18 protein-coding genes are annotated in these 22139 nt (G+C 60.7%); 12 read left to right on the plus strand and 6 right to left on the minus strand.

Annotated elements, in window-relative coordinates; translation table 11 throughout:
- Positions 1-86: 86 nt before the first annotated feature.
- Positions 87-494, minus strand: a complete 408-nt coding sequence (locus VM554_07205; GenBank protein ID HVJ08154.1) for a VOC family protein — start codon at positions 492-494, stop codon at positions 87-89.
- A gap of 111 nt (positions 495-605) precedes the next feature.
- Here VM554_07205 and VM554_07210 point away from each other — a divergent pair, with 111 nt between their 5' ends.
- From VM554_07210 to VM554_07220, 3 genes are all read left to right on the plus strand, one after another.
- The gene (locus VM554_07210) at positions 606-1595 is read left to right on the plus strand and encodes a hypothetical protein (protein HVJ08155.1); all 990 of its coding nucleotides are present in this window, start codon (positions 606-608) and stop codon (positions 1593-1595) included.
- Between the two features lie 20 nt (positions 1596-1615).
- Positions 1616-2491 carry an undecaprenyl-diphosphate phosphatase gene (locus VM554_07215; protein ID HVJ08156.1) on the plus strand — a complete coding sequence of 292 codons (876 nt, stop codon included), beginning with the start codon at positions 1616-1618 and terminating at the stop codon, positions 2489-2491.
- 220 nt (positions 2492-2711) lie between these two features.
- The gene (locus VM554_07220; GenBank protein ID HVJ08157.1) at positions 2712-5279 is read left to right on the plus strand and encodes a DNA translocase FtsK; all 2568 of its coding nucleotides are present in this window, start codon (positions 2712-2714) and stop codon (positions 5277-5279) included.
- Positions 5280-5340: 61 nt separating this feature from the next.
- On the opposite strand, the gene VM554_07225 is transcribed toward VM554_07220, so the two are convergent.
- Positions 5341-7164, minus strand: coding sequence for a DUF2339 domain-containing protein (locus tag VM554_07225; protein HVJ08158.1), 1824 nt, complete (start codon positions 7162-7164; stop codon positions 5341-5343).
- Positions 7165-7524: 360 nt separating this feature from the next.
- On the opposite strand from VM554_07225, the gene VM554_07230 reads away from it, so the two are divergent.
- The 5 genes from VM554_07230 (at position 7525) to VM554_07250 (ending at position 11866) form a co-directional block, all read left to right on the plus strand.
- Positions 7525-8577 (plus strand): YncE family protein, encoded by a 1053-nt coding sequence (locus VM554_07230; protein ID HVJ08159.1) that lies wholly within the window; start codon positions 7525-7527, stop codon positions 8575-8577.
- A gap of 8 nt (positions 8578-8585) precedes the next feature.
- Positions 8586-9347, plus strand: a complete 762-nt coding sequence (locus VM554_07235) for a response regulator (GenBank protein HVJ08160.1) — start codon at positions 8586-8588, stop codon at positions 9345-9347.
- 7 nt (positions 9348-9354) lie between these two features.
- Positions 9355-10056: a response regulator transcription factor gene (locus VM554_07240; GenBank protein ID HVJ08161.1), complete on the plus strand. Its 702-nt coding sequence runs from the start codon at positions 9355-9357 to the stop codon at positions 10054-10056.
- Positions 10057-10191: 135 nt separating this feature from the next.
- Positions 10192-11067: an NAD(P)-dependent oxidoreductase gene (locus VM554_07245; GenBank protein ID HVJ08162.1), complete on the plus strand. Its 876-nt coding sequence runs from the start codon at positions 10192-10194 to the stop codon at positions 11065-11067.
- A 25-nt stretch (positions 11068-11092) separates the two neighbouring features.
- On the plus strand, positions 11093-11866 hold the full coding sequence (locus VM554_07250) for an SDR family NAD(P)-dependent oxidoreductase (protein ID HVJ08163.1): 774 nt from the start codon (positions 11093-11095) through the stop codon (positions 11864-11866).
- 209 nt (positions 11867-12075) lie between these two features.
- Here VM554_07250 and VM554_07255 read toward each other — a convergent pair whose 3' ends face one another.
- Positions 12076-12291 carry a hypothetical protein gene (locus VM554_07255; protein HVJ08164.1) on the minus strand — a complete coding sequence of 72 codons (216 nt, stop codon included), beginning with the start codon at positions 12289-12291 and terminating at the stop codon, positions 12076-12078.
- Positions 12292-12418: 127 nt separating this feature from the next.
- Between VM554_07255 and VM554_07260 the strand changes: the two genes are divergently transcribed.
- The 3 genes from VM554_07260 to VM554_07270 all read left to right on the plus strand — a co-directional run bounded on the left by VM554_07260 (position 12419) and on the right by VM554_07270 (position 16350).
- Complete coding sequence (locus tag VM554_07260) at positions 12419-13432, plus strand: NAD(P)-dependent alcohol dehydrogenase (protein HVJ08165.1); 1014 nt, start codon at positions 12419-12421, stop codon at positions 13430-13432.
- A gap of 191 nt (positions 13433-13623) precedes the next feature.
- Positions 13624-13908, plus strand: a complete 285-nt coding sequence (locus tag VM554_07265; protein HVJ08166.1) for a hypothetical protein — start codon at positions 13624-13626, stop codon at positions 13906-13908.
- Positions 13909-14133: 225 nt separating this feature from the next.
- Positions 14134-16350, plus strand: coding sequence for a hypothetical protein (locus VM554_07270; protein ID HVJ08167.1), 2217 nt, complete (start codon positions 14134-14136; stop codon positions 16348-16350).
- A 105-nt stretch (positions 16351-16455) separates the two neighbouring features.
- On the opposite strand, the gene VM554_07275 is transcribed toward VM554_07270, so the two are convergent.
- Together VM554_07275 and VM554_07280 are read right to left on the minus strand one after the other, a co-directional pair.
- A complete protein-coding gene (locus tag VM554_07275) occupies positions 16456-18360 on the minus strand; it encodes an ATP-binding protein (GenBank protein HVJ08168.1) in 1905 nt (634 codons plus the stop codon).
- 151 nt (positions 18361-18511) lie between these two features.
- Positions 18512-19558 (minus strand): YpdA family putative bacillithiol disulfide reductase, encoded by a 1047-nt coding sequence (locus VM554_07280; GenBank protein ID HVJ08169.1) that lies wholly within the window; start codon positions 19556-19558, stop codon positions 18512-18514.
- A gap of 181 nt (positions 19559-19739) precedes the next feature.
- Between VM554_07280 and VM554_07285 the strand changes: the two genes are divergently transcribed.
- Entirely contained in the window at positions 19740-21173 is a 1434-nt protein-coding gene (locus tag VM554_07285; protein HVJ08170.1) for an aspartate ammonia-lyase, read from the plus strand.
- Positions 21174-21260: 87 nt separating this feature from the next.
- Here the strand turns inward: VM554_07285 and VM554_07290 are convergent, their stop codons facing one another.
- Positions 21261-22025, minus strand: a complete 765-nt coding sequence (locus tag VM554_07290; GenBank protein ID HVJ08171.1) for a hypothetical protein — start codon at positions 22023-22025, stop codon at positions 21261-21263.
- Between the last annotated feature and the right edge of the window lie 114 nt (positions 22026-22139).

Raw genomic sequence — 22139 nt, forward strand, 5'->3', positions numbered from 1 at the left:
TCCTTCGCTTCGGGGATGAAGAAGGGGATCCTTCGCTTCGCTCAGGATGACAAGAATGTGGGCGAAGGATGATGAGGCACTATCCCTCAGGGGAGAGGGCGGCCAATCTCCCAATGGTGGCCGAAGGGATCGACGACCCGCCCCAGCCGCCAGCCGTACTCCTCATCTACCGGGAAGACCTCGGTTGCGCCCGCGTCGAGGGCTTGCGCAAAGACGGCATCGGGGTTCGCCACCGTCAGGATCATTCTCACAGAGCCGCCGCCGAGAGACTCAGGGCTGAAGTTGCCATTTTCGGGGGACTCGTCGCTGACCCAGAACTCCGCACCCTGCACGGAGAGCTTCGCTACCACCCCTCCTCCGGGAGTCTCCAGCCGATAGGCATCTGTGGCGCCGAAGGCGAATTTGTAGAACTCCACAGCCTGAGCGCTGTTCCGAACCGACAGCCAGGGCGCGATGGAGCATCGGAACGCATCCGCTGTTGGATCGAGGAACATCGCGCCTCCTAAGCGAAGGATGTTACACCATTCGTCAGGCCCCTTCGACACAGCCCTATCCCCTAGAATGGGGGCAAGCGCAGTGCTGAATGCGATACCCTAAGGAAACCGATGAATCGACTGCTTGCCTTTGCTGTTTTTCTGCTTCCCATGGCGGCGCTGGGGGAAAAGTCCGCATCGCCCGTTCCGCAGGGTACGCGCGCCACGGTGATTCGCGAGACGGTGGTCTACATATCCTCCGACACCTCCGCCCAGAAGGTTGGGCAGATGACCCCGGGGCGCGAGATGGTGATCGTGGAGCACAGCGGCAAATGGCTGCGCGTCTTTGCCAACACGGACGTGGAAGAGGCTCGCGACGCGGATGTTCCGCTCTTCGGGCAGGAGTCGGCTCCCCCTCCGGTTTCAGGATGGGTGCAGGATAAGGGTGTCCTGACAGCCGAGACGCCGAATGGTGACGCGATCCTGCTGGGCGAGGCTGCCACGAAAGAACTCCTGGCCAGCGAGCCGCACTCTCCTCCGCGCGCGGCGCTCGACGCACGCCTGCTCTATCGCCGGGTCAACGATTTCTATCCGCAATCGGCGTTGGCTCCGGAGGCGGCCTGGCGCGCCGCGGATATCCGCTGGCAGTTGGAGAAGGCCGATGCCATGTCGCGTCCGTCCGCTCACGAAAAGGAGAACTACCTGCGGGAGCAATTGGACGATGAGGAACTGAAAAAGATCGAGAAGAAGTATCCGCATAGCAAATGGTCCGACATGGCTGCTTTTCTGCAGATTGACAATAAGCTGTGCGGAGACTGGCAGGGCTCTCCTAAGTGCCCGGAGAAGGAGTCGGAGACCTACGAGAAGTACGTCACCGAGCATCCTGACTCCCCCAAGGCGGCGGAAGCGCTGTATTCTGCCATGTACCGCCAAAGTGTGCTGGTAGACATCTACGCCGCGAACGAGGACAGGAAGAAATCCGACGGCGCAAAGGCGAAGGCGCGGGATCTGGCTGGTAAGCTGGTAAGTCACTGGCCGCAGACGGATTATGCGGCCAGGGCCGCCGCTTTGGTATACAAGTTGGAGCAGGATATTCCCATTTACGGTATCGATCGCGAGTAGACGGCAGGGCCGGAGGTTTCTTGAACGATTACGTATTGTCTGTGTTGCTAGGCATTGTGGAGGGATTGACGGAGTTTCTGCCGGTCAGTTCCACCGCTCACCTGAGAATTACCGAAGCATTGTTGCAAATCAATCTGACCAATCCCTACTGGAAGATGTACACCATCGTGATCCAGTTAGGCGCGATTCTGGCCCTGCTGCTGCTGTTCCTGGGCAGGATCATCGAATTTCTGCGCACCTTTCCCGAGGGCGAGGAAGGCGACCGCACCGTCTTCAACCATCCGCTGACACTGACCCTTGTCGCCTTTGTCTGCACCGCGGTTCCCTCGCTGCTGCTGACCAAGCTGATCGGCAAGCACCTGGAAAGCATCCGCATCATGGCGCTGGCGCTGGTGATCGGCGGCATCATCATGTGGGTGGTAGACGCATGGAGCGTTCGTCGCGAGGCGACCACCAGGGACGTAGAGCAGATGTCGCTGGGGCAAGCTATCTGGATTGGCCTGTGCCAGACGCTTTCCGCCGTCTTTCCGGGAACGTCCCGTTCCATGTCGACCATCGCCGCCGGTCAACTCGTGGGTATGACCCGCTCGGCTGCGCTGGAGTTCAGCTTCCTGGTCTCGATTCCAACCATGATCGCGGCGACCGGCTACGACCTGCTGAAGACTCTGCACCCGAAGCACGTCGAGGGCGCGGAGGCGATAGCTCCCCTGGTAATGACGGGACACGACTGGGTTGTGCTGGCCATCGGCTTCGTGGTCTCGTTTGTGGTGGCCCTGGGATGCGTGGAGTGGTTCCTGCAGTGGGTCCGCAATCACGGATTCGTACTGTTCGCCATCTACCGCATCGTTGTGGGCGGATTGCTACTGGTCTTTGGCACGAAGCTCTTCGGAATGTAGAGGATAGGCGGAGCCGGGAGGCTGTCCCGGTTCCCTGTCCCAGTCCGCTATCTCAGCCTCCCTGCCCCGTTCCCCCGATCCCTGTATCTGCCCTGCCTGCCGGTTCCGCGTACCCCGTTCTGGTAGTTGGAGATGTGGATACCACCCCGGGGATTTTGTCCCCCCGGAGAGTCCATTCTGGGATAATTGGAATTGCTCTGGTGTTCGGGATGTGTTGCCGATGGACCGAATTTCCGTTCCACCGCGGGCATCGTCGCGCGCCTCAATGAAGCCACTCAAATTGGTACTGACGCCTACGCGCAACCGCCGCCTGAACGAACTGGTCGGGCTGATGCTGCTTGTTGCGGCTAGCCTCCTTCTCCTCTCGCTTCTCTCCTATCGGGCTACGGACCCCTCGCTGAATACGGTGGGCGGATTTGCCGCGGGCCGTCCTGCGCACAACTGGACGGGGCTGATCGGCGCCACCATCAGCGATCTGCTATTGCAGGTCGAGGGCCTTGGCGCGTTCTGCTTTCCCCTGTTTCTTGGCGGCCTCGGCTACACCTGGCTGCGTTCCAGGCCGGCAGGGCCACCCCTGGCCAAGTGGAGCGGAGTGGCTCTGAGCCTGATTTTTGTGCCGGCGCTGCTCGGCCTGTTGCCCGGCCATATGCTGTGGATGCATACTCTTCCGATTGAAGGGCTGGTGGGCCACCTGGTGGTGGACGCGCTGGTTGCCTACCTGAACTTTCCCGGAGCCTGCGTGGTGGTGGTGACGATGGTCGCCATCGCTGCCTACCTGAGCACGACTTTCTCCTTTAACACCAGCCGCGATTGGCTGGTGGTGCGTTTTGCGTTTCTGTCGAACTGGCGCGATCGCTGGACCAACTGGAAGATGGCGCGTGCTCGGGCCAAAGAACTGAAGCGCGCCCGCAAACAAGAAGCAGCTCGCGAAAAAGCACTGGTAAAGGCTCGCAAGGCAGTCGGCAAGTCGCAGAAGGTGACTCCAGCCACGACCGAGGAAGAAGAGGACACGGGCAATCGTCGTGCCGGCTTTGCCGAACTCTACGACGAGCCTGCGCCGCCGCCAACCCTATGGGAGCAGATGCCGCGCGCGAAGGTTCCCGATCCCGAACCGGAGCCTATTCCGGTGGAAGAGTTGAAGCCCCGGCTGGTGCCTCCGCGGGCCAAGGCTGTCCCGGACCCCGTGCCGACGCCGGAGGAGGGCTGGGTTGAAGACGCCGCTGAGCCAGGCCAGCCGCAGCAGCAGGATGCAGACGAAGGCATCGTGGTCGGCGAACGCGCCGACGCTGTGCTCCGACCGGTAACCGTGACTCCGAAATCGGTCAGCGGCTTCAAGCTGCCGCCCAGTTCCCTGCTCTTCCGCAGTGAAGAGGAGCAGGTAGTCCGCGAAGATGAACTGCGGGCAGATGCCCAGGTGCTGGTGGAGAAATGTGCCGAGTTCGGCGTGCTGGGCCAGGTGGTGCAGATCAATCCCGGGCCGGTGGTCACGACCTTCGAGTTCCGGCCCGAGGCGGGCGTGAAGTATAGCCGCGTCACTGGCCTCTCCGACGATCTCTGCCTGGCGATGCGGGCAGAGAGCATCCTGATCGAGCGCATGGCAGGCAAGAGCACCGTGGGCATCCAGGTTCCGAACCATGAGCGCGAGACGATCTGGTTGCGGGACGTCATCGAATCGGAGACCTTCGGGCATGCCAAGTCGCGTCTGACTCTGGCAATGGGCAAGGACATCAACGGCCGCATTGTGACCGCAGATCTGGCGACCATGCCTCACGTGCTGATCGCAGGATCGACGGGCAGCGGCAAATCGGTGGCCATCAACGCCATGATCATGTCCGTGCTCTATCGCTCCACGCCGGAGCAGGTACGGCTGATCCTGGTCGATCCCAAGCGCGTGGAACTGGGGATGTACGAGGGGATTCCGCACCTCTTTACGCCCATCATCACCGAGCCCAAGCTTGCGGCGAATGCTCTGCGCAATGCGGTGCGCGAGATGGAGCGGCGGCTGAAGCTGCTGGCCTCCCGCAGCGTGCGCAACATCGACCAGTACAACAAGCTGTTTGAGAATGGCACGCCGAGCATGTTCGAGGACTCGGAGGAGCAGCAGCCGCTGCCCTACATCATCATCATCATCGACGAGCTTGCCGACCTGATGATGCTGGATAAGTCGAATGTGGAAGAGGCCATCACGCGGCTGGCGCAGATGGCGCGTGCCGTGGGCATCCACCTGATCCTTGCGACCCAGCGGCCCTCGGTGGATGTCATCACAGGGCTGATCAAGGCCAACGTGCCGACGCGGATCTCCTTCCGCCTGGCAACCAAGGTGGACTCGCGAACGATTCTGGATTCGAATGGAGCGGAGTGCCTCCTGGGCCGCGGCGACATGCTCTTTCTGCCGCCGGGAACCTCGCGCCTGCAGCGCCTGCACGCTCCCTTCGTAACGGAAAAAGAGACGGCGGCGGTGGTTGGCTTCTGGAAGAATCAGGGCGAGGCGGAGTATGCGCACGGATTCCTCGATTCTCCCAAGGACGACAAGGGGCGCGACCTGGATACAGTGAGCGACGACGACAACGACGAGTTGTTCGAGGACGCGGTGCGCCTGATTCTGGAGTTCGGCAAGGCTTCCACTTCCCTGCTGCAACGTCGTCTGCGCATTGGCTACGGACGCGCGGCGCACCTGATCGACATGATGGAACGCGACGGCATCGTAGGCCCCGCCGATGGCTCCAAGCCAAGAGAGATTCTGAAACCACCGGACTGGCTGAACCAGGTCGATCCTGTCATGCGCTAGGTCGATCCTTTCATGGGCTAGGCGTGCGTCGTTCTCATGGCTTCCTTGCTGACTGGTGGCTCTACGTGTCGCGGCGAAGAGCCAGCCAGTCGTGCTGATAGGCGAAGCTGATGGCGAGCAGCACCACGCCCAGCGCCAAAAAGCTGGCCACGCGATATCCCTGGCTGAGTTGACTGGCATCGAAGAGAAATACCTTGGCAATCGCCAGCGCGAGCAGGACCAGGGCCTGCCAGCGCAGGAACGCCGAGCGCGCGAGGAAACCCGTCGCCATCAACGCCGCCCCATAGGCCATGAACCAGCCGCTGTAGGCAAATTGCGAATAGACCAGATCGCGGGGATCGATCACTCTGCAGAGGTTCCCGGCAAGGCTGGCTCCGCAGGTCCAGTAATGGTGAATTTCAAATGCGACGGACCATAGCGCCACGACATTGAAGGCAATCGTGAGGAGGGCAGCGAGTGCGCTCCAGGAGAGCACGGACTTCTGCTCCGCATGCCTGAGGCCCAGCACACTGATCCGCAGGGCGACGGCAAAGGCCGCAAGCGCCGCCATGTATGTGGCGAAGTGGGCATTGAGAACGACGTCCACCGGCTGATGCAGCGGATCGCTGATCTCCAGCAGCAAGAGGCTGAGGAAGCAGAGGACCACAACGGCAGCGCCCAGTTCGCGCCTGCCGGGACGAGGCCGCCAGAATGCGATGGCGATCCCTGCCAGCGCTTCCCCCAGCCACCCCAGCACGATGGCGTATCCAGTGAAGTGGAACCAGATGGCGAGCGCGACAAAGAAGGCGGCCAGCGCCTCCTGCGTGACGAAGAACTTGCGCTCGGCGACGTTTGCCCGCGGTTGCAATCGCGCGAGGTGGGATAGCGCGATCGACGCTGCAGCCAGGACGAGCGCGATCCACTGGCGCAGCCACGCCTGCTGCGGGTGCGCCACCAGCGAATATGCCTCGATGGCCGCGAGCAAAGCAATCGCGACCGGAGCGGCGACAAGAAATATACTCGCAGCGGGCGGGGCGGACTCGCTCCCGAAACTGCGCAGGGTAAGCAGCGGAACAGCCGAAAACACTACGAAGAACAGCGCCACAAACGTGAGCGTAAGAGCGGCCAGGGGTGGGTGGTAGAACTCGCCAAACCAGGCAAAGAAATAGAATCCCGTGCCAACGAAGGCTCCAACCGGCAATCGCAACCAGGACCGCAAATCCGCCAGCAGTACCACTCCGACGGAGAGCAGCAGCAGGTAGCCGAAGAGAAAGATCTCGTGATCCTCGCCGGTAGACAGCAGCCCCGGAGTCACCAGCCCACCCAGCAGCGCATAGGTTGCCAGCACCTCGGATCGCTGCCGCCAGGAGAAATATGCATTTGTAACCGTTACTGCGACCATACCAAGAAAGGCCACCGCAGCCGGCACCAGGTGATAGACATTGAACGAGGCCCACAGGGACAGGTACGCGATACCGCTGCCCAATGCTTTGAGCGTGTAAGAAAATGCGGGGTATCCCTTATGGCGAAAGCGCTCCGACCAGAGCGCGAGAGCCACAGCCAGAATCAGCCCAATCGCGATCTGCACCGGCGGCCCAATCCAGTTGCGATCGAAGGCCAGCTTGAGGAACCAGGCCATGGCGAAGAGGACGGCGACAATCCCGACGCGGTTGAAGAGCTGCGAGCCGATTCGCTGCTCCAGCGTCCTAGTTGTACCCGCCGTTTTAGTACCCGCCGTAGTGCCTGATTTTGCTGTGCCCGATGTTGTTACGCCCGATGTTGTCGTGCCCGTCTCTCGGATATGTTCCGGCACAGGTGGCGTTTCGCCGGGCCGTCGCACGGTGGCTGCCGGAGGCGGCGTGGCAGCTTGCCCAGGCGGGGTCGGGGATGCCGCAGAGTCTGGCATAGCCTCCAATCGCTGGACACGAGCCGCCAGTTCCCGAACCTGCTGCCGTAACTCCTCGAGTTCGCTATCCCGACCCATGCCCGTCAATGTACAGCAAGCGAGACAGGAGGCAAAGATATGCGGCAGACGGAGGCGCCAGGGGCCTCCTCCTATGGCACTGTGCGGAGGCATCTTGCAGAACTCGAGTGTACAAGGTTGGTTCGTGACGGATCGAGAGTCCGCGTCACCATCGATGGCAAGGCACACGATCGATGGCACGGCAAACACGATCGAGGACCACAACACAAAGAGATCCGTAAAAGAGATCCGTCGATATTCGCAGGAATGGATTAGGATTTCCGTGTGCCTGGAGGCACCCGAATGTTGGATGCAAAGAGAATTACCTCCCACGCCGTCTTTGCAGCGATGAGTGCGCTTGTGCTGATGGCTCCGGTTCGATTGCCCGCGGCCGAGAGCGCATCTCCCTACACGGTGCAGCAGACGTGGACCATCGGCGGTGAAGGCGGATGGGATTATCTAACCGTCGATTCGACGGCGCGGCTGCTCTACATTGCACGCGGCCCTCGCGTGCAAATTGTCAATCTGCAGACGGGCAAGCTGGCGGGGGAGATTGCCGGTTTCCAGGGCACGCATGGAATCGCGCTCGATGCATCCGGCAAGTCAGGCTACATCAGCGACGGCAGAGGCAACCGCGTCGCCGTCTTTGACCGAGCCACGCGCAAGGTGACGGCGACCATCGCGACGGGCAAAAATCCGGACGGGATTCTCTACGAACCAAAGACCGGGCGCGTCCTTGCCTTTAACGGCGGCAGCAAGGATGTAACCGTGATTGATACACATACCAACAAGGTAGTGGCAACGATCGCTCTGCCAGGGCGGCCCGAGTTTCCGCAGGCAGATGGAAAAGGGACGGTCTTCGTGAATCTCGAAGACACCAGCCAGATTGCACGCATCGACGCGGCCACCGCAAAGGTGACGGCAACCTGGCCGATCGCCCCTGGGGAAGAGCCCTCCGGCATGGCGATCGACGCAGCTCATGACCGCCTCTTCAGCGTGTGCAGCAACAAGAAGATGATCGTAGTCGATGCAACGTCGGGCAAGGTCGTCGCCACTCCCACGATTGGCGGCGGACCGGATGCAGCAGGTTTCGACGCGGCGGGTTCGGTCGTCTTCAGCTCGAACGGCGAAGGCACCCTGACGATACTTTCGCAGAAATCGCCGAATGATTACGAGACGCTGCAGACGTTGGCGACCAAGCCGGGTGCGCGCACCATGGCCGTCGACCGCGCAACCGGCAAGGTCTATCTGGTTTCCGCGGACTTCGGTCCACGGCCTGCGTCCACACCGGAAAATCCCAGACCACGGCCGGCCATTCTGCCCCACAGCTTCGTTGTGCTCGTCGTCGGACGCTGAGGGCTGCGATGACCAGACAGAGCCAGACCGATAAAGCGCACAGCATCCTGGTGGTGGATGACGACCCCATCAGCCGGGAGCTGGTGGCTCTCCTGCTCGGGTCGGAAGGCCATTCCGTGACCCAGGCAGCTACCGGAAACGAGGCGCTGGAGGCGCTGGCGCATGCCGATGCCCGGGAACGCCCCTCAGCCATCCTCGTCGATCTGAACATGCCGGGCCTGTGCGGAGAAGAGTTGGCGCGGCAGCTTCGCCGGCACGCCGGCAGCGACGTACGCATTCTGGCGATGAGCGCCAGTGAGCCCGCCACCACCGCACCTTTCGACGGCTTTCTGCTGAAGCCCATCGACACGGCGGCGCTTGCTCGGCTGCTGGCCGAGGACGATGCCGGGCCCGCAACGCCCAGTGGCCCTCCGGTGGCCGAGGACTCTCCCGTGCTGAATCAAGCCATCTTTGCCAGGTTGCAGGGCATGATGCCGAAGGCGTTGATGCGGGAGGTATTCGAGACCTGCATTGAGGATGTGCATCAGCGCATCCCGAAGATGACGGAATGCCTGGAGCAAGGGGACCTGAAGGGCCTGCGCCAGGCAGCGCACGCCATCAAGGGCGGCGCTTCCATGATTGGCGCGGCAAGGCTGTCGCAAATCGCAGGAAAGATTGAAGCGGGTAGTTATCAACCAGATGAGGGGCAGAGATTCCTGAAAGAATTGTCTTCTGCTTGCGACGAACTGCGGCGTATCCTGCTGGAAAGAAATGCCGGAAAGCTTTGGTGATCAAGGTATGAAAACCACACCCATTCGAGTCAAGAGCCCGACGACGCGTGCCATCAGAATCCTGCTGGCGGACGATCATCCTGTGGTTCGCATCGGCGTTCGAAATATGCTGCAGTCCGATCCCGGACTGGAGGTGGTGGGCGAAGCATCCGATGGCGATGATGCGATCACGCAGACACTGGAGCTGCTGCCCGATGTTCTTCTGCTGGACGTGCAGATGCCTCGCCTGCCCGGACTGGAGGCGATGCGCGCGATCATGAGCGGCTCGCCTACTGTGAAGATTATGCTGCTGACCAGCCTGATCAGCACCCAGCAGGTGATTGAAGCGCTGCAGATCGGCGCCCGCGGCATTGTGTTGAAGGACGCCGTCACGGATCACCTGACTACGGCCATCCGGGCTGTCGCCTCGGGCGATTACTGGATCGGCGGCAAGCGGGTTGTCAATCTGGTCGGCGCGCTGCACGATCTGATGCAGAAGGCCGCGGTTCCCGAGCGGAAGACCTACGGGCTGACCCCGCGCGAACTGGAAGTGGTGGGCTGCATTGTGGAAGGTTGCAGCAATCGCGACATCGCGAAGCAGTTCTCGCTGAGCGAGGAGACGGTGAAGCGGCATCTCTCGAACATCTTCGACAAGACGGGTGTCTCCACGCGGCTGGAACTGGCTCTGTTTGCCATCGCGCACCACCTCGTCACTCCCCAGTTTTCCTGATTTTTAGTTTTCCTAAGCTTAATCCGCAACCGGAGCGAAGCCCTCACACCGCTGCAGCGTGGGGGGCTTCGCTCTTTGTGGCTCTCCCGGTCAGACGCAACGCATCCAATTACAAAAATCGACGGAGGTACTGCCGTGAAGATCGCCTTTCTTGGGCTGGGAAAGATGGGAATGCCAATCGCCCGGAGGCTGCACGAAAGCGGAGCCGATGTGACGGCGTGGAATCGTACTGCGAAGCCGATGGCTGAGCTTGGCGGATTGCAGGTAGCCCCAGCGGCGAAGGACGCAGTCGCCGGATGTGACATCGTCTTTACCATGCTGAACGACGACGCGGCGGTGAGCAGCGTTGTGCTTGGTGAGGGAGGAGTCGCCACATCTATGGCTCCGGGCGCAATCCATGTCTCGTTGAGCACCATCAGCGTGCAACTCTCCGAGCGGCTGACGGCGGAGCACAGCAGACTGGGGCAGACCTTTGTCGCCGCGCCTGTCTTCGGCCGCCCGAACGTTGCGGAGCAGGGCAAGCTTTGGATCGCGATCGCCGGAGAGCCAGCTGCAGTCGAGCGCCTGCATCCTCTGCTGTCCGCCATCAGCCGGGGCATCACCATTGTGGGTGCGGAGCCCAGGCAGGCCCACGCGCTCAAGCTGGGCGGCAACTTCATGATTACCGCCATGATCCAGGCGTTGAGCGAGGGCTTCGTCTTCGCGAGCGCACAGGGCATCGATCCCACGGTTTTTCTGGAGACGGTGAATGCGGCGCTCTTCCAGTCGCCGTTCTATGCGTCCTATGGCAAGGTCATGCTCAATCCGACGAAACAGCCCGAGGCAACCATCGCGCTCGGCATCAAGGACACCAACCTTCTTCGGGAAGCGGCCAGCGCCAGCAAGACACGTCTGCCGCTGGCGGATCTGCTCGGGCGGCAGTTGCAAATGGCGTCCGACGCCGGTCTGGCGCGAGAGGATTGGGCCGTCGGGCAATACCATCTGGCGCAGAGCGTGGCTCTCACCCGATAACTCGCATCTTGATACTATGGGCGTTATGACGGCACTCAATGGCAAGATCGTTTTCATTACTGGAGCGAGCGCGGGTATCGGCGAGGCCTGCGCCCAGGCATTTGCATCGGCAGGAGCGCGGCTGCTGCTGGCAGCAAGGCGCAAGGATCGGCTGGAGCAGAGCGCTCTGAAGCTGCGGAGCCTGGGCGCTCCCGATGTTCACCTGCTGCAATTGGATGTGACCCAGGCAACGGCTGTAGCAGCGGCCATCTCCGGCCTGCCGGAGCAGTGGAAGGCTATCGATGTGCTGGTGAACAACGCCGGGCTTAGCCGCGGACTGGATAAACTCTACGCCGGGCAACTGGACGACTGGGAAGAGATGATCGACACCAACGTGAAGGGGCTGCTCTACGTCACGCGCGCGGTCGTTCCTGGAATGGTGAGCCGGGGCCGCGGCCATGTCGTCAACCTGGGATCGACGGCAGGTGAGCTCACCTATCCCGGCGGAGCTGTGTACTGCGCCACCAAGGCGGCAGAGCGCTCCATCAACGATGGCCTGCGGCAGGATCTTCTAGGGACACCGGTACGGGTGACCACCGTCGATCCCGGCATGGTGGAGACTGAGTTCAGCGAGGTACGCTTCCGAGGCGATACGGAGCGGGCTGCGAAGGTCTACCATGGGCTTACCCCGCTGACCGCGGCAGATGTGGCAGACGCCATCCTCTGGGCGACGACCCGGCCTGCCCACGTGAACATTGCCCGCGTCTCGCTAACATCGATCGATCAGGCCAATTCGCTCTTATTTAACCGGAAAGCGTGATCGAAGCAGGGTTCTCGCATACACTCCGAACAAACATTCGGGCGGGGCGAAACCCCGGCATCTTTTCAGAGCGTTTTCTTAGAGCAAGAGCGGAAGATGTGGGATATTCCAGCGTCCACGCCCGGCGCTCCATTGCTCCATAGACAGTTGCTCTGGATACACAGGGATAGATTGCTTCGTCAGCAGCAGGCTGCGCGACGGCGGTTCGATTAAGCGAGCGCTTCCAGCTTCAGTTCAACATCAGCCAGTGCAGCGGTCAGAGCGGCGCGGCGATAAGGACTGGCGGTACGCTCCGACAGGATCCGTTCCCGCTGCAGGTTCAGAACCTGCCTCTCGCGCTCAACAGCGGCTTTGGCGATCGCCAGTTGCCGCTTGAGTTCTGGAGTCAACTCCGTCCGGGCCGATTCCGACTCTTTGAGTGCCATTTGCTCTTCTACGCTTTTGCTTTCCCATCCTTTAGACATACTTCTATGTTACGTGTTTTTCCACAATCCGGAGCATACTTTGTCGCATCTTCACTGTAGTCGATGTCATTTAACACAGGAGTCAACGATGAAAGCATGGCGAATTGGGACTTTTGGAGTGGAGCAACTGGAGCAGGTGGAGATCGCTATGCCAGTTCCGGGGCCGCGAGATGTTCTGGTGCGCATCCATGCGGTTTCCTTGAACTTCCGCGATCTATTGATGGTAAAGGGGCTTTACAACCCCAAGATGGCGCTGCCACGAATTCCCTGCTCTGACGGTGCCGGGGAGATCGTCGAAGTCGGCTCCGAGGTGCAGGGCTGGAAGGTGGGCGACCGCGTCGCAGGCATCTTCATGCAGAACTGGCTGGATGGGAACCTCACCGCTGCCAAGTCTCGTGGCGCATTGGGCGGCGACATCGACGGCATGCTGGCCGAGTATGTGGCGCTGCCGGCTGAGGGAGTGGTGGCCGTTCCTGCACACCTGACGTATGGGGAGGCCGCGACTCTACCGTGTGCCGCCGTGACCGCATGGAATGCCGTGAACCGCGCGCACCAGGTGCGAGCGGGAGAGACGGTGGTCATCCAGGGAACGGGTGGAGTATCGCTCTTCGCCCTGCAATTCGCCAGGTTGCTGGGAGCACGCGTCATCGGAACCTCCAGCAGCGATGAAAAGCTGGCCAGGGCCAGGAAGCTCGATCTCGATGCTGGATTGAACTACCGCAAGCAATCGGACTGGGCTTCCTGGGTTCTGGAGCAGACCGGCGGAGAAGGCGCGGACCTGATCGTCGAAGTGGGAGGAGCGGGAACCCTGCAGCAGTCGCTGAAGGCGGTGCGTTTTGCCGGGACTATCGCGCAGATCGGCATTCTGACGGGGAATGAGGAGAAGCTTCCCATTGGCCCTATGCTGCATAAACAGATCAGGATACAGGCGATCTCGGTCGGCTCAAGACAGGACTTCCTGGACATGAATCGCGCTATTAGCCACTCCAAGCTGAAACCGGCTATAGGTAACGTATTTAGTTTCAACAGCATAAAGGAAGCCCTCGCAACGATGGAAGGCGGATCGCACTTCGGCAAGATCGTCATTCGCATTACGGACTAACCATCTAAACCCATGGCCATGAGTAAAAACGAGATGAATTTCTCATCTCTATAGGTGCTACTTTTGGCGTATTGTGGCATCTCTATAGACGTGCAGATTCGGCGGCTATTAACGCCGGACCTCCACTGAGTGGAATTTGGCCCTTTCCCAGATCTGCTTGCCAAACTCAGGGGAGATGAAAGGAGACTCGTATGGAATGGATATATGCTGTCTTGGATTTCCTGTACGACGCCCTCTTCGGATGCCGACATGACAGGCTGACGCGCCCCTTTACCATTGAACGGCAGACCTACAAGGTTTGCCTCGACTGCGGAAGACACATGTATTACTCCGCGGAACGGATGGAGCCACTGACTCCCCGCGAACTTCGCCGTATGAGAGAGATTGAGGCCGGCGAGGTGAAAATTCTTCCAACTCCGACACACACGCCGCATCTGGTTCCCAGCGCGGATCGAGAGACGGGTGCCGCCGCATAAACCGATACCTGCGGGCAGGGAGGCGAGTCACTCCTCCCTACCCGGTCTCCTTCCGGTTTTTTTCGGCACAGCTTTCGGCACATTCTTGGGTCGACCAGGGAAATCCCCATTTCCTGGATGACTTTTTTCGTCGTATGAACGTCGAAAGGCTGAGCTTCGTGTTCAATAGGAATTGGTGGCTCGCAAGGGCCTCCATCCAAAACACAAGAAAAGGCCGGTCTTTCCATGATGATCAAAATTTCCTTGCAGCGTGTGGCTGGGCTCATCCTGCCGCTTGCCCTTATGGTTGCAGGTTGCGGCGGCAACACCTCCAGCCCCAGCAACGGAACTTTCAGCATCAGCCCGGCATCGACCACCCTGGATACCAATACACAGCAGACCTTCAAAGCCACCCTGAATAACGGGCAGCCGGCAAACGTGACCTGGCAGGTTGCGAACGGCGATACAACCGCTGGCGCAGGCAGCATCACAACTGCAGGCGTGTATACCCCGCCGGCATATCTCACCGCCAATTCCGTGCAGGTTCGCGTGACCGCCACGCTCAACAGCAATACTTCCAGCAGTGCCTCGGCGATGGTGACGGTAACCCCGGGATTCCTGCAGCCCTTGAGCCCGGAGAACTCCTCGCTCACCGCCGGATCGAGCATGGACGTGCAGGGCTCGATCTCCGAGGTCGGCGCGGGCAAGATTAATTGGGTGGTGAGCACCACGGCAAACGGTTCAGACGGCGGCTCATCGCTGGGCACGCTCAGTCAGTCCTCCTGCCAGACAGGCGCCAACACCTACACCACCTGCAGCGTCACTTATAAGGCGCCCGCCACGCTTCCCTCAAGTCCATCGGTCTATGTAGTGGCGCAGGCGAACAGCAGCACGTCCACTACGCCGCTGCACATCCTGCTGGATTCGCAGGGGGTGAACAGCTCGCCGGTGACCAACCAGAATGCACAGACAGGGCTGGTGCAGATGGGGACCTCCGGCGGAAACAACAATGACTACGATCTCCAGAAGGACCAGACCGGAGCATCCTTCATCAGCGATTGCTGCGGCGGAACCCTGGGTTCCCTGGTAGAGGACAGCGCCGGAAACCACTACATCCTGAGCAACAATCACGTGCTGGGAGAGTCCGACCAGGCGCGCGTCGGGGATTCCATCGTACAGCCCGGCCTGATCGATGGCGGCTGCACACCCTATGGCCAGAACGGCGCCACCGTTCGCCCCGTAGCGACCCTCACGGCTTACGTACCCCTCTCCAGCACGCAGACCAATGTTGACGCAGCCATTGCCCGAGTCAGCTCCACCGTGGACACCTCAGGCGCTATCCTGCAGATTGGTCCGCTGCAATCGGGACTGCTGACGGCGGCTCCCCCGGCAGGCGGAACGGGTGAACCACTGACCGCGGGAAGCTTCACCGCCGGATCGCTGCGGGTGGTCAAAAGCGGACGCACCACCGGGCTGACCTGCTCGACCGTCGAATCCATCAGCCAGAACGTGAGCGTGGATTACTTCAAGGACTGCGCCGAGACGACCGGCTATCTGACCAAGACGTACACCAACCAGATCTCCATCGGCGGCAACAGCTTTAGCGATGCCGGAGATTCCGGATCCATGGTTCTTGACGCCAGCAACGCACAGCCCATCGGCCTCTTCTACGCGGGGGGCAACGGATTCAGCGTTGCGAGCCCCATCGGAGAGGTGCTGAACGAAGTGGCGACACAGGCGGGCCAGAGCAGCGGAAGCTTCAAGGTTACGGGCGGCGGCCAGCACCCCATAACCTGCCTGAACTACGACACCAATACCGTCACTGCTGCGTCCGCCGTGAGCGTCTCCCCGACAGCGATGGCAGCCGCGCAGCAGGCAGCCAGCATAGCGGAGGCTTCGCTGGTTGACGCCAAAAAGGGCATCCTGGGAACGGCAACCGGCAAGAGCATGGATAGCCCGGGAGAGGCCGCCGTAATTGTCTATGTGGACCAGGAGAAGGTAAATGTGCCCGTGCCTGCGGCAATTGGCGGGGTACGAACTCTGGTGATCCCGGCGACCGCCAACAGCGTCGCCAGCCATACCGCCGCGTCCTCCCACATGGTTCCAGCGGGAATCCACCTTCCGGCAAGCGTATTGGCCCCGGCCATTGCCGTGAAGGAGCAGAACTGGAAATCGCTGATGAAGGATCCCGCGTTCTTCGGCGTGGGCGTCTCGCAGAGCCACGACAATCCGGCGGAAGCTTCCCTGCTGGTCTACGTCGATCGCAAGAAGACACCGCGCTCGATGCCTGCAACCGTCGGCGGCCTCCGGGTACGCTACGTAACGATGGACCGTTTCCACGTCACGCGGTCGAAGTCCATCGGACTGCCACATCCAACCAGCTGTGGCATTCGCTCAATCCTCGCTCCGGGAAAGGCAGCGAACGACGCACCTCTGGGCGGGCGGCAGCTGCCTCTCCAATAAACGAAACTAAAACGGAACCACCCCTCACGCTTGCTCGCCTACGGGCAAACTTGAGGGGTGGCGATTCGCCGTCAAGGAGTGGAGGCTCGCCGTCTGGGGAGTGCTCTACGTATTGCTGCGGCTTTCCATCTGACCTTCGATGATCTGCTCATCGACTTTCGCGTCCAGCATCCGCTCGGGAAAGAAGAGCATAAAGACAGTGCCCGACGGCTTTCCGCTGGAGGCGGGGCGGCTGCGCACCATGACGATGCCGTCGTGCTTTTGAATAATCTCCGCACTGACCCAGAGTCCGAGTCCGGTCCCAGTCACTTCCTTTGTCGTAAAGAACGGCTCGAAGATGTGTTTGCGAACCGACGCATCCATTCCTGAGCCCGTATCGGCTACAAATATGCGGACGCCTTTGACGGCAGGATCCCGCCAGGAGCGCGAGCGTCGCACCTCCACGGCAAGCTGCCCACCTGTCTGCATGGCGTCCACCGCGTTGCCAACCAGATTGGCGAAGAGCTGACGCATCTCCCCGGCAAAGCAAAAGAGTTCGCCTCCGGGACGGTAGTTTCGCTTGACCTCGATGTTGAAGCCGTTCATGCGCCCCTGGTGCAGGGAGAGTACGGAGTCGATCAAATCCGGCACATTCGAGAACACCGGCAGCGTCGATTGACGGTAGAAGCGGAGCGTCTGCTGGGTGATCTCGGAGACGCGAGCGACCTCATGCTGCGCCATCTCTGCGTACCGCGTCGCGTCGCGATCCAGCGAGGAATTCATGTGTAGCAGGTAGAGCAGATTGGTGACCGCTTCCAGCGGATTGTTGATCTCGTGCGCGATGGAAGCGGCCAGCCTGCCCACGGCGGCCAGCTTTTCCGTCTTGCGCAGAGCCTCCTCCGAACGAATGCGCTCGGTGGTATCGACGATGATGGCGCCGACCCAGCGCACCGGCTGCAGGCCGGTTCTTACGGGATACAGGTTGATCAGCCAATGGCGTGTGGTGCCGGGCTCTCTGGGAAGTTCGGTACTCAGCTCAACGTCCTGTATCGCCGTTCCCGTGGAAAAGACCTGACGGATGAGCTCCTCTATCTGGAATGAGGCGGGAGTGGGAATCAGCTCCGATGGAGATTTCCCCAACTGGCGGCTGATCGGCAGCCCATTCAGATCGGCGAGGAATCCGTTGATGCGCACGTAATGGCACTTGCGGTCGAAAAAACCAAAGCCGGTGGGCGCATTCGCCAGCATGGAATCCAGCAGCGCCAGGGTGTCGTTCAGCCCCGAGCGCTGCTCGTCCATGGACGAAACCATCAGGTTAAACGCGGTGGTGAGATCCGAAGCTTCGTTCGATGAGAGCACCGGTAACGGGAAGCGGTGATGGGAGGAGGGATCGCGCATGAGCTGCCGCGTGCCTTCGCGCAGGACCGCCAGCGGTCGGGTAATGGACTGGGCCATGACCAACGCGACCAGCACCGACGCAAGGATGGCGCACAAGGCATAGAGAGACGTGATGCGCAGAAGCGAGGAAACCTGCTGGTGATCGGGCGCAGTGTCCTCATAGATCCAGGCAAAACCGATCAGCTTTCCGTCGGCCATGATCGGAGCTACCGCCTCCCCGATATCCTGATTTTCAGGATCGATGGCAGTGCGAAATGACTCGGGATCGTGCATCGGGTGAAGATGCTGGCGCTCGCTCGGAGACAGAACGTAGAGGCCATTGGAGGTGGAATCGCTGCTGGCAACCGTGCGGCCATTGGCATCCGTTACCTGGGCCGCATGAACCGACGATGTGTCCATGATGGTGTTGACGATGAGCTGCAACGTGTCAAACTGGCCGGAAGTCAACAGGGGGGCAGCCTGGGATGCGAGCACCGAAGCCTTGGAGTTCAGGCGCAACTGCGCTCGATGGCGAATCTCGGTCGTCTGCTGGCGCACCAGTGCGATGGCGAAAGAGAGCAGCAGAATGCTCTCCGTCACGATCAATCCCGCAATAAGCTGACTGCGAATGGTGCGGGGTTTCCAAAAGTTCATAAGTGCAACCTGATCTCCGTTAGCTGTTCTTCCCCGGAGCAATTTCCATCTTTGCCATGGTCGCGTCAGACTAAGAATACGCCGCATTCGCCTCGTAGCCGCCCTCCTGCCTGCGAGTCAGCGGAGGCGATCTGAAGTGCCTCGAAGTAGCTCAGCGAGCGGGAATCATCTTTTCCTTCAAATCGGATGCAATCTGGTGCCCGTGGAACCGCCCGTTCTCGATAAAGATCTCGTTCGTCCTCTTCCCGGCAACGATGACCCCTGCGAGATAGACTCCGGGGACATTGCTCTCCAGCGTTCGCCGGTCGCACACAGGCAAACGATCCTCGCCCTCAAGCTGGATTCCGAGGGCGGTAAGGAAATCAAAATCGGGATGATAGCCCGTCATGGCAAAGACGTAATCATTCGCAACGGTCACTTCTCCCTGTGGGGTGGCAAGGACTGCACTATCTTCATGGATGCTCAGAACATGGGATTGGAAGTGTGCCTGAATTTCCCCATGCTTGATGCGGTTTTCTATGTCGGGCAGTATCCAATACTTTACATGCTTGTGCATGGCAGGGCCGCGATGCACAAGGGTGACCCGCGCGCCGTGCCTCCACAACTCCAGCGCCGCGATGGCAGCCGAGTTCTTACCGCCAATCACGAGCACGTCCAGATTGTAGTAGGGATGCGGGTCCTGGTAGTAGTGCAGAACCTTGGACAACTTCTCGCCAGGAATCTTCAGGTAATTTGGCAGGTCGTAATATCCGGTGGCGAGGATGATCTTGCGCGTAGAGAAGGCGCGCTCACGCCCGAAACGGTCACTGGTGACGACCTGAAAAGCTCCATCGCTGCCGCTGACCTGGCGCACCCTCTGGTATTGGCGAACGTCGAGGTGGTAGTGATCCGCGACCTTGCGGTAATACTCCAGCGCCTCGGCGCGGTTGGGCTTCTGGTTCGGGCTGGCGAAGGGAATGTTGCCGATCTCCAGCAGCTCCGGCGTGGTGAAGAACGTCATGTGCGAGGGGTAATGGAAGAGCGAATTACACAGGCAGCCCTTATCCACCAGCACCACGCGCAGGCCCAGTTGCTGGGCATCGATGGCGCAGGCCAGCCCGGTAGGACCGGCGCCGACAACCAGAACGTCGAACTCTTCCTCCCCGGCGCCTCCACGCCCAAAAGGCAGCGGGGTGAGGGTATTGCTGGTTTCACTCATCTCTCTAGGTTAGACGATGCGGCGCCGGGATTGCAGGCGATTTACGCAGGCAATCCGGTGCGCCGTTTTCACTCACCTGACTGAGTTCATCTTGCTGCTCTATACTCAAAGTCCTCGGAAGGCTATTGGCTCAGGCGATAGTCCTCCATTCCCACACAAGCAGCACGAGGAGCGATTCGAAATGTCGGAAGTTCGCAAGGAAAAAGATTCACTTGGATTTGTTGAGGTGCCTGCCAAAGCCTACTATGGCGCACAAACCGCGCGTGCGGTGGAGAACTACCCCATCTCCGGCATGCGGGCGCATCCGCAGCTCATTCGTGCCCTGGGGATGGTGAAGCGGGCCGCAGCCGAAGCCAACAAAGAACTGGGGCTGGTGGATGCACACCGCGCCGACGCGATTATCCAGGCGGCGCAGGAGGCGATCGACGGCAAGTGGAACAACGAGTTTGTCGTGGACGTCTTCCAGGCGGGCGCGGGCGTCAGCCTCCACATGAACACCAACGAGGTGATCGCCAACCGCTCGAATGAGATTCTGGGAGGGGCTCTCGGCGAGTATGCCGAGGTTCACCCCAATGACCACGTGAACTATGGGCAGTCGACCAACGACGTCTTCCCCACCGCGATGCGCGTAGGAACGCTGCTGGCGCTGGAGACGCTGTATCCGGTGCTGGATGCGCTGGCCGCCACCTTCGCCGCCAAGGGGAAGGAGTTCCACGGCATCATGAAGTCCGGGCGCACGCACATGCAGGACGCAGTGCCCATGCGGCTGGGGCAGGAGTTCGCGGCCTACGGACTCGCGATCGAGAAGGGCAGGAGATTCCTGCACGATGCGTCAGACTCGCTGCGCGAGCTGGGACTGGGCGGCAGCGCGGTGGGCACCGGCATCAACACGCATCCCGACTATCGCGCCAAGGCAGTGGCGAACCTGGCACGCATCTCCGGCCAGAAGCTGACCCCCGCCGAGGATATGCGCTGGGCGATGCAGTCCAACGCCTGCATGGGAGAGGTAAGCGGCGCACTGCGTGCGATCGCGCTGGAGGTCATCCGCATCTCGAATGACCTGCGCCTGCTCTCCTCCGGTCCCAACACTGGCTTCGCGGAGATCTTCCTGCCAAGCCTGCAGCCGGGCTCGTCCATCATGCCGGGAAAGATCAACCCGGTCATGCCGGAGCTGGCGGCGATGGTGAGCTTCCAGGTAGTTGGCAACGATACTGCCGTGGCATATGCGGTGCAGGCAGGACAGCTCGAGCTGAACGTCATGATGCCGACGATGGCCTACAACGTTCTGCAGAGCATCACCATCCTGGCCAACATGCTGCGTCAGTTCAACCTGCGGTGCGTCGCCGGAATCACGGCCAACGCCGCCCGCTGCGACTTCTACGCGCAGAGCACGGTATCGCTGGCCACCGCGCTCAATCCCTACATTGGCTATGCCAAGGCAGCGGAGATTGTGAAGGAATCGGTAGCCACGGGTGAATCCATCATCAAGATTGCCCGGGCGAAGAAGCTGCTGACCGAGGAGGAGATTGCCGAGATCCTCGACCCGGTGCGCATGACCGAACCGCAGTATCCGCTGGAAGCCGCGAAGCAGCGGGACGCCAAGACAAAAGCCTGAGGCCCGGAGTTGAATCCGGCCCACAAACAAAAAGGCCGTGCCCTGAGATCCTCTCTCGGGCACGGCCTTTGTTTTTGGATTCCCTGCTTAACGCTTGTGGAAGCGGTAGACGATCCCCGCCGTAAAGCCGAGATTGTACTGGTTCGAGCTGCCGAAACGGGTATATAGAAAATCCGGGGTAACTCGAACAGCCAGTGCCGGGCTGACGTTGTAGTCCAACGGGATGCCGCCATCGAGGGCCACGGAATTGCCGTTGGGGTACAGGCCGATCAGGGTTCCCGGAAGTCCGTTGGTATTGGTGTCGAAGTTTCCGTGGGAGACGCCGACCAAAACGCGGACGCTGCTGGCCAGGCGCTGCCCCTGTGTAATCCGGTATTGCGGCCCCGCCATGAACACGTACTGGCTGATGCTGGGCATAAACACCTGGTATTGGTTGTTGTAGGTGTAGGCCGCACCATAGTTGCCGCGGGTATCGACGGTGATTCCCAGCTTCGGCCGGATATAGTCGGTCAGCCCGACGTTCCATCCAACTTCGGTCGAACGCTGCAAGCTGTCGCCGGGACGGAAGCGCTGGTAGCTAAAGCCGCCATATGCCTCATATTTGTGCCCGTAGATATCTTTAACCAGTGCCTGAATGCGCTGCTGACGCCGGGCGCGTACCCGCGCAGCCGCCGACTGTGGCCCCGCTGCCGCCGGGGGCGCCGGCGTGGTCTGGGCTGGCTCCTGCGCTGGTTCCTGGGCTGCAGGAGCAGCGTCGGTGCTGGTGCTGGTCTGTGCGCGCATCGCGGGCGCGGCAAGAAGAATAGACAGAAGGGGAAATAGAAAATACTGCTTGAGCTTGCTACGGTGCATGAACCTGAAAGCCTCCACGACTAAGCTGCCGGTAAAAGAAGGGCAGAAAAAACTTCGCTCTTTGTATTAAAGCATCTGCATCGCCCAAGTGACTCTGCTTTCGGCTAGAATCAG

The sequence above is a fragment of the Acidisarcina sp. genome, from assembly GCA_035539175.1.
Taxonomy (GTDB): Bacteria; Acidobacteriota; Terriglobia; order Terriglobales; family Acidobacteriaceae; genus JANXZS01.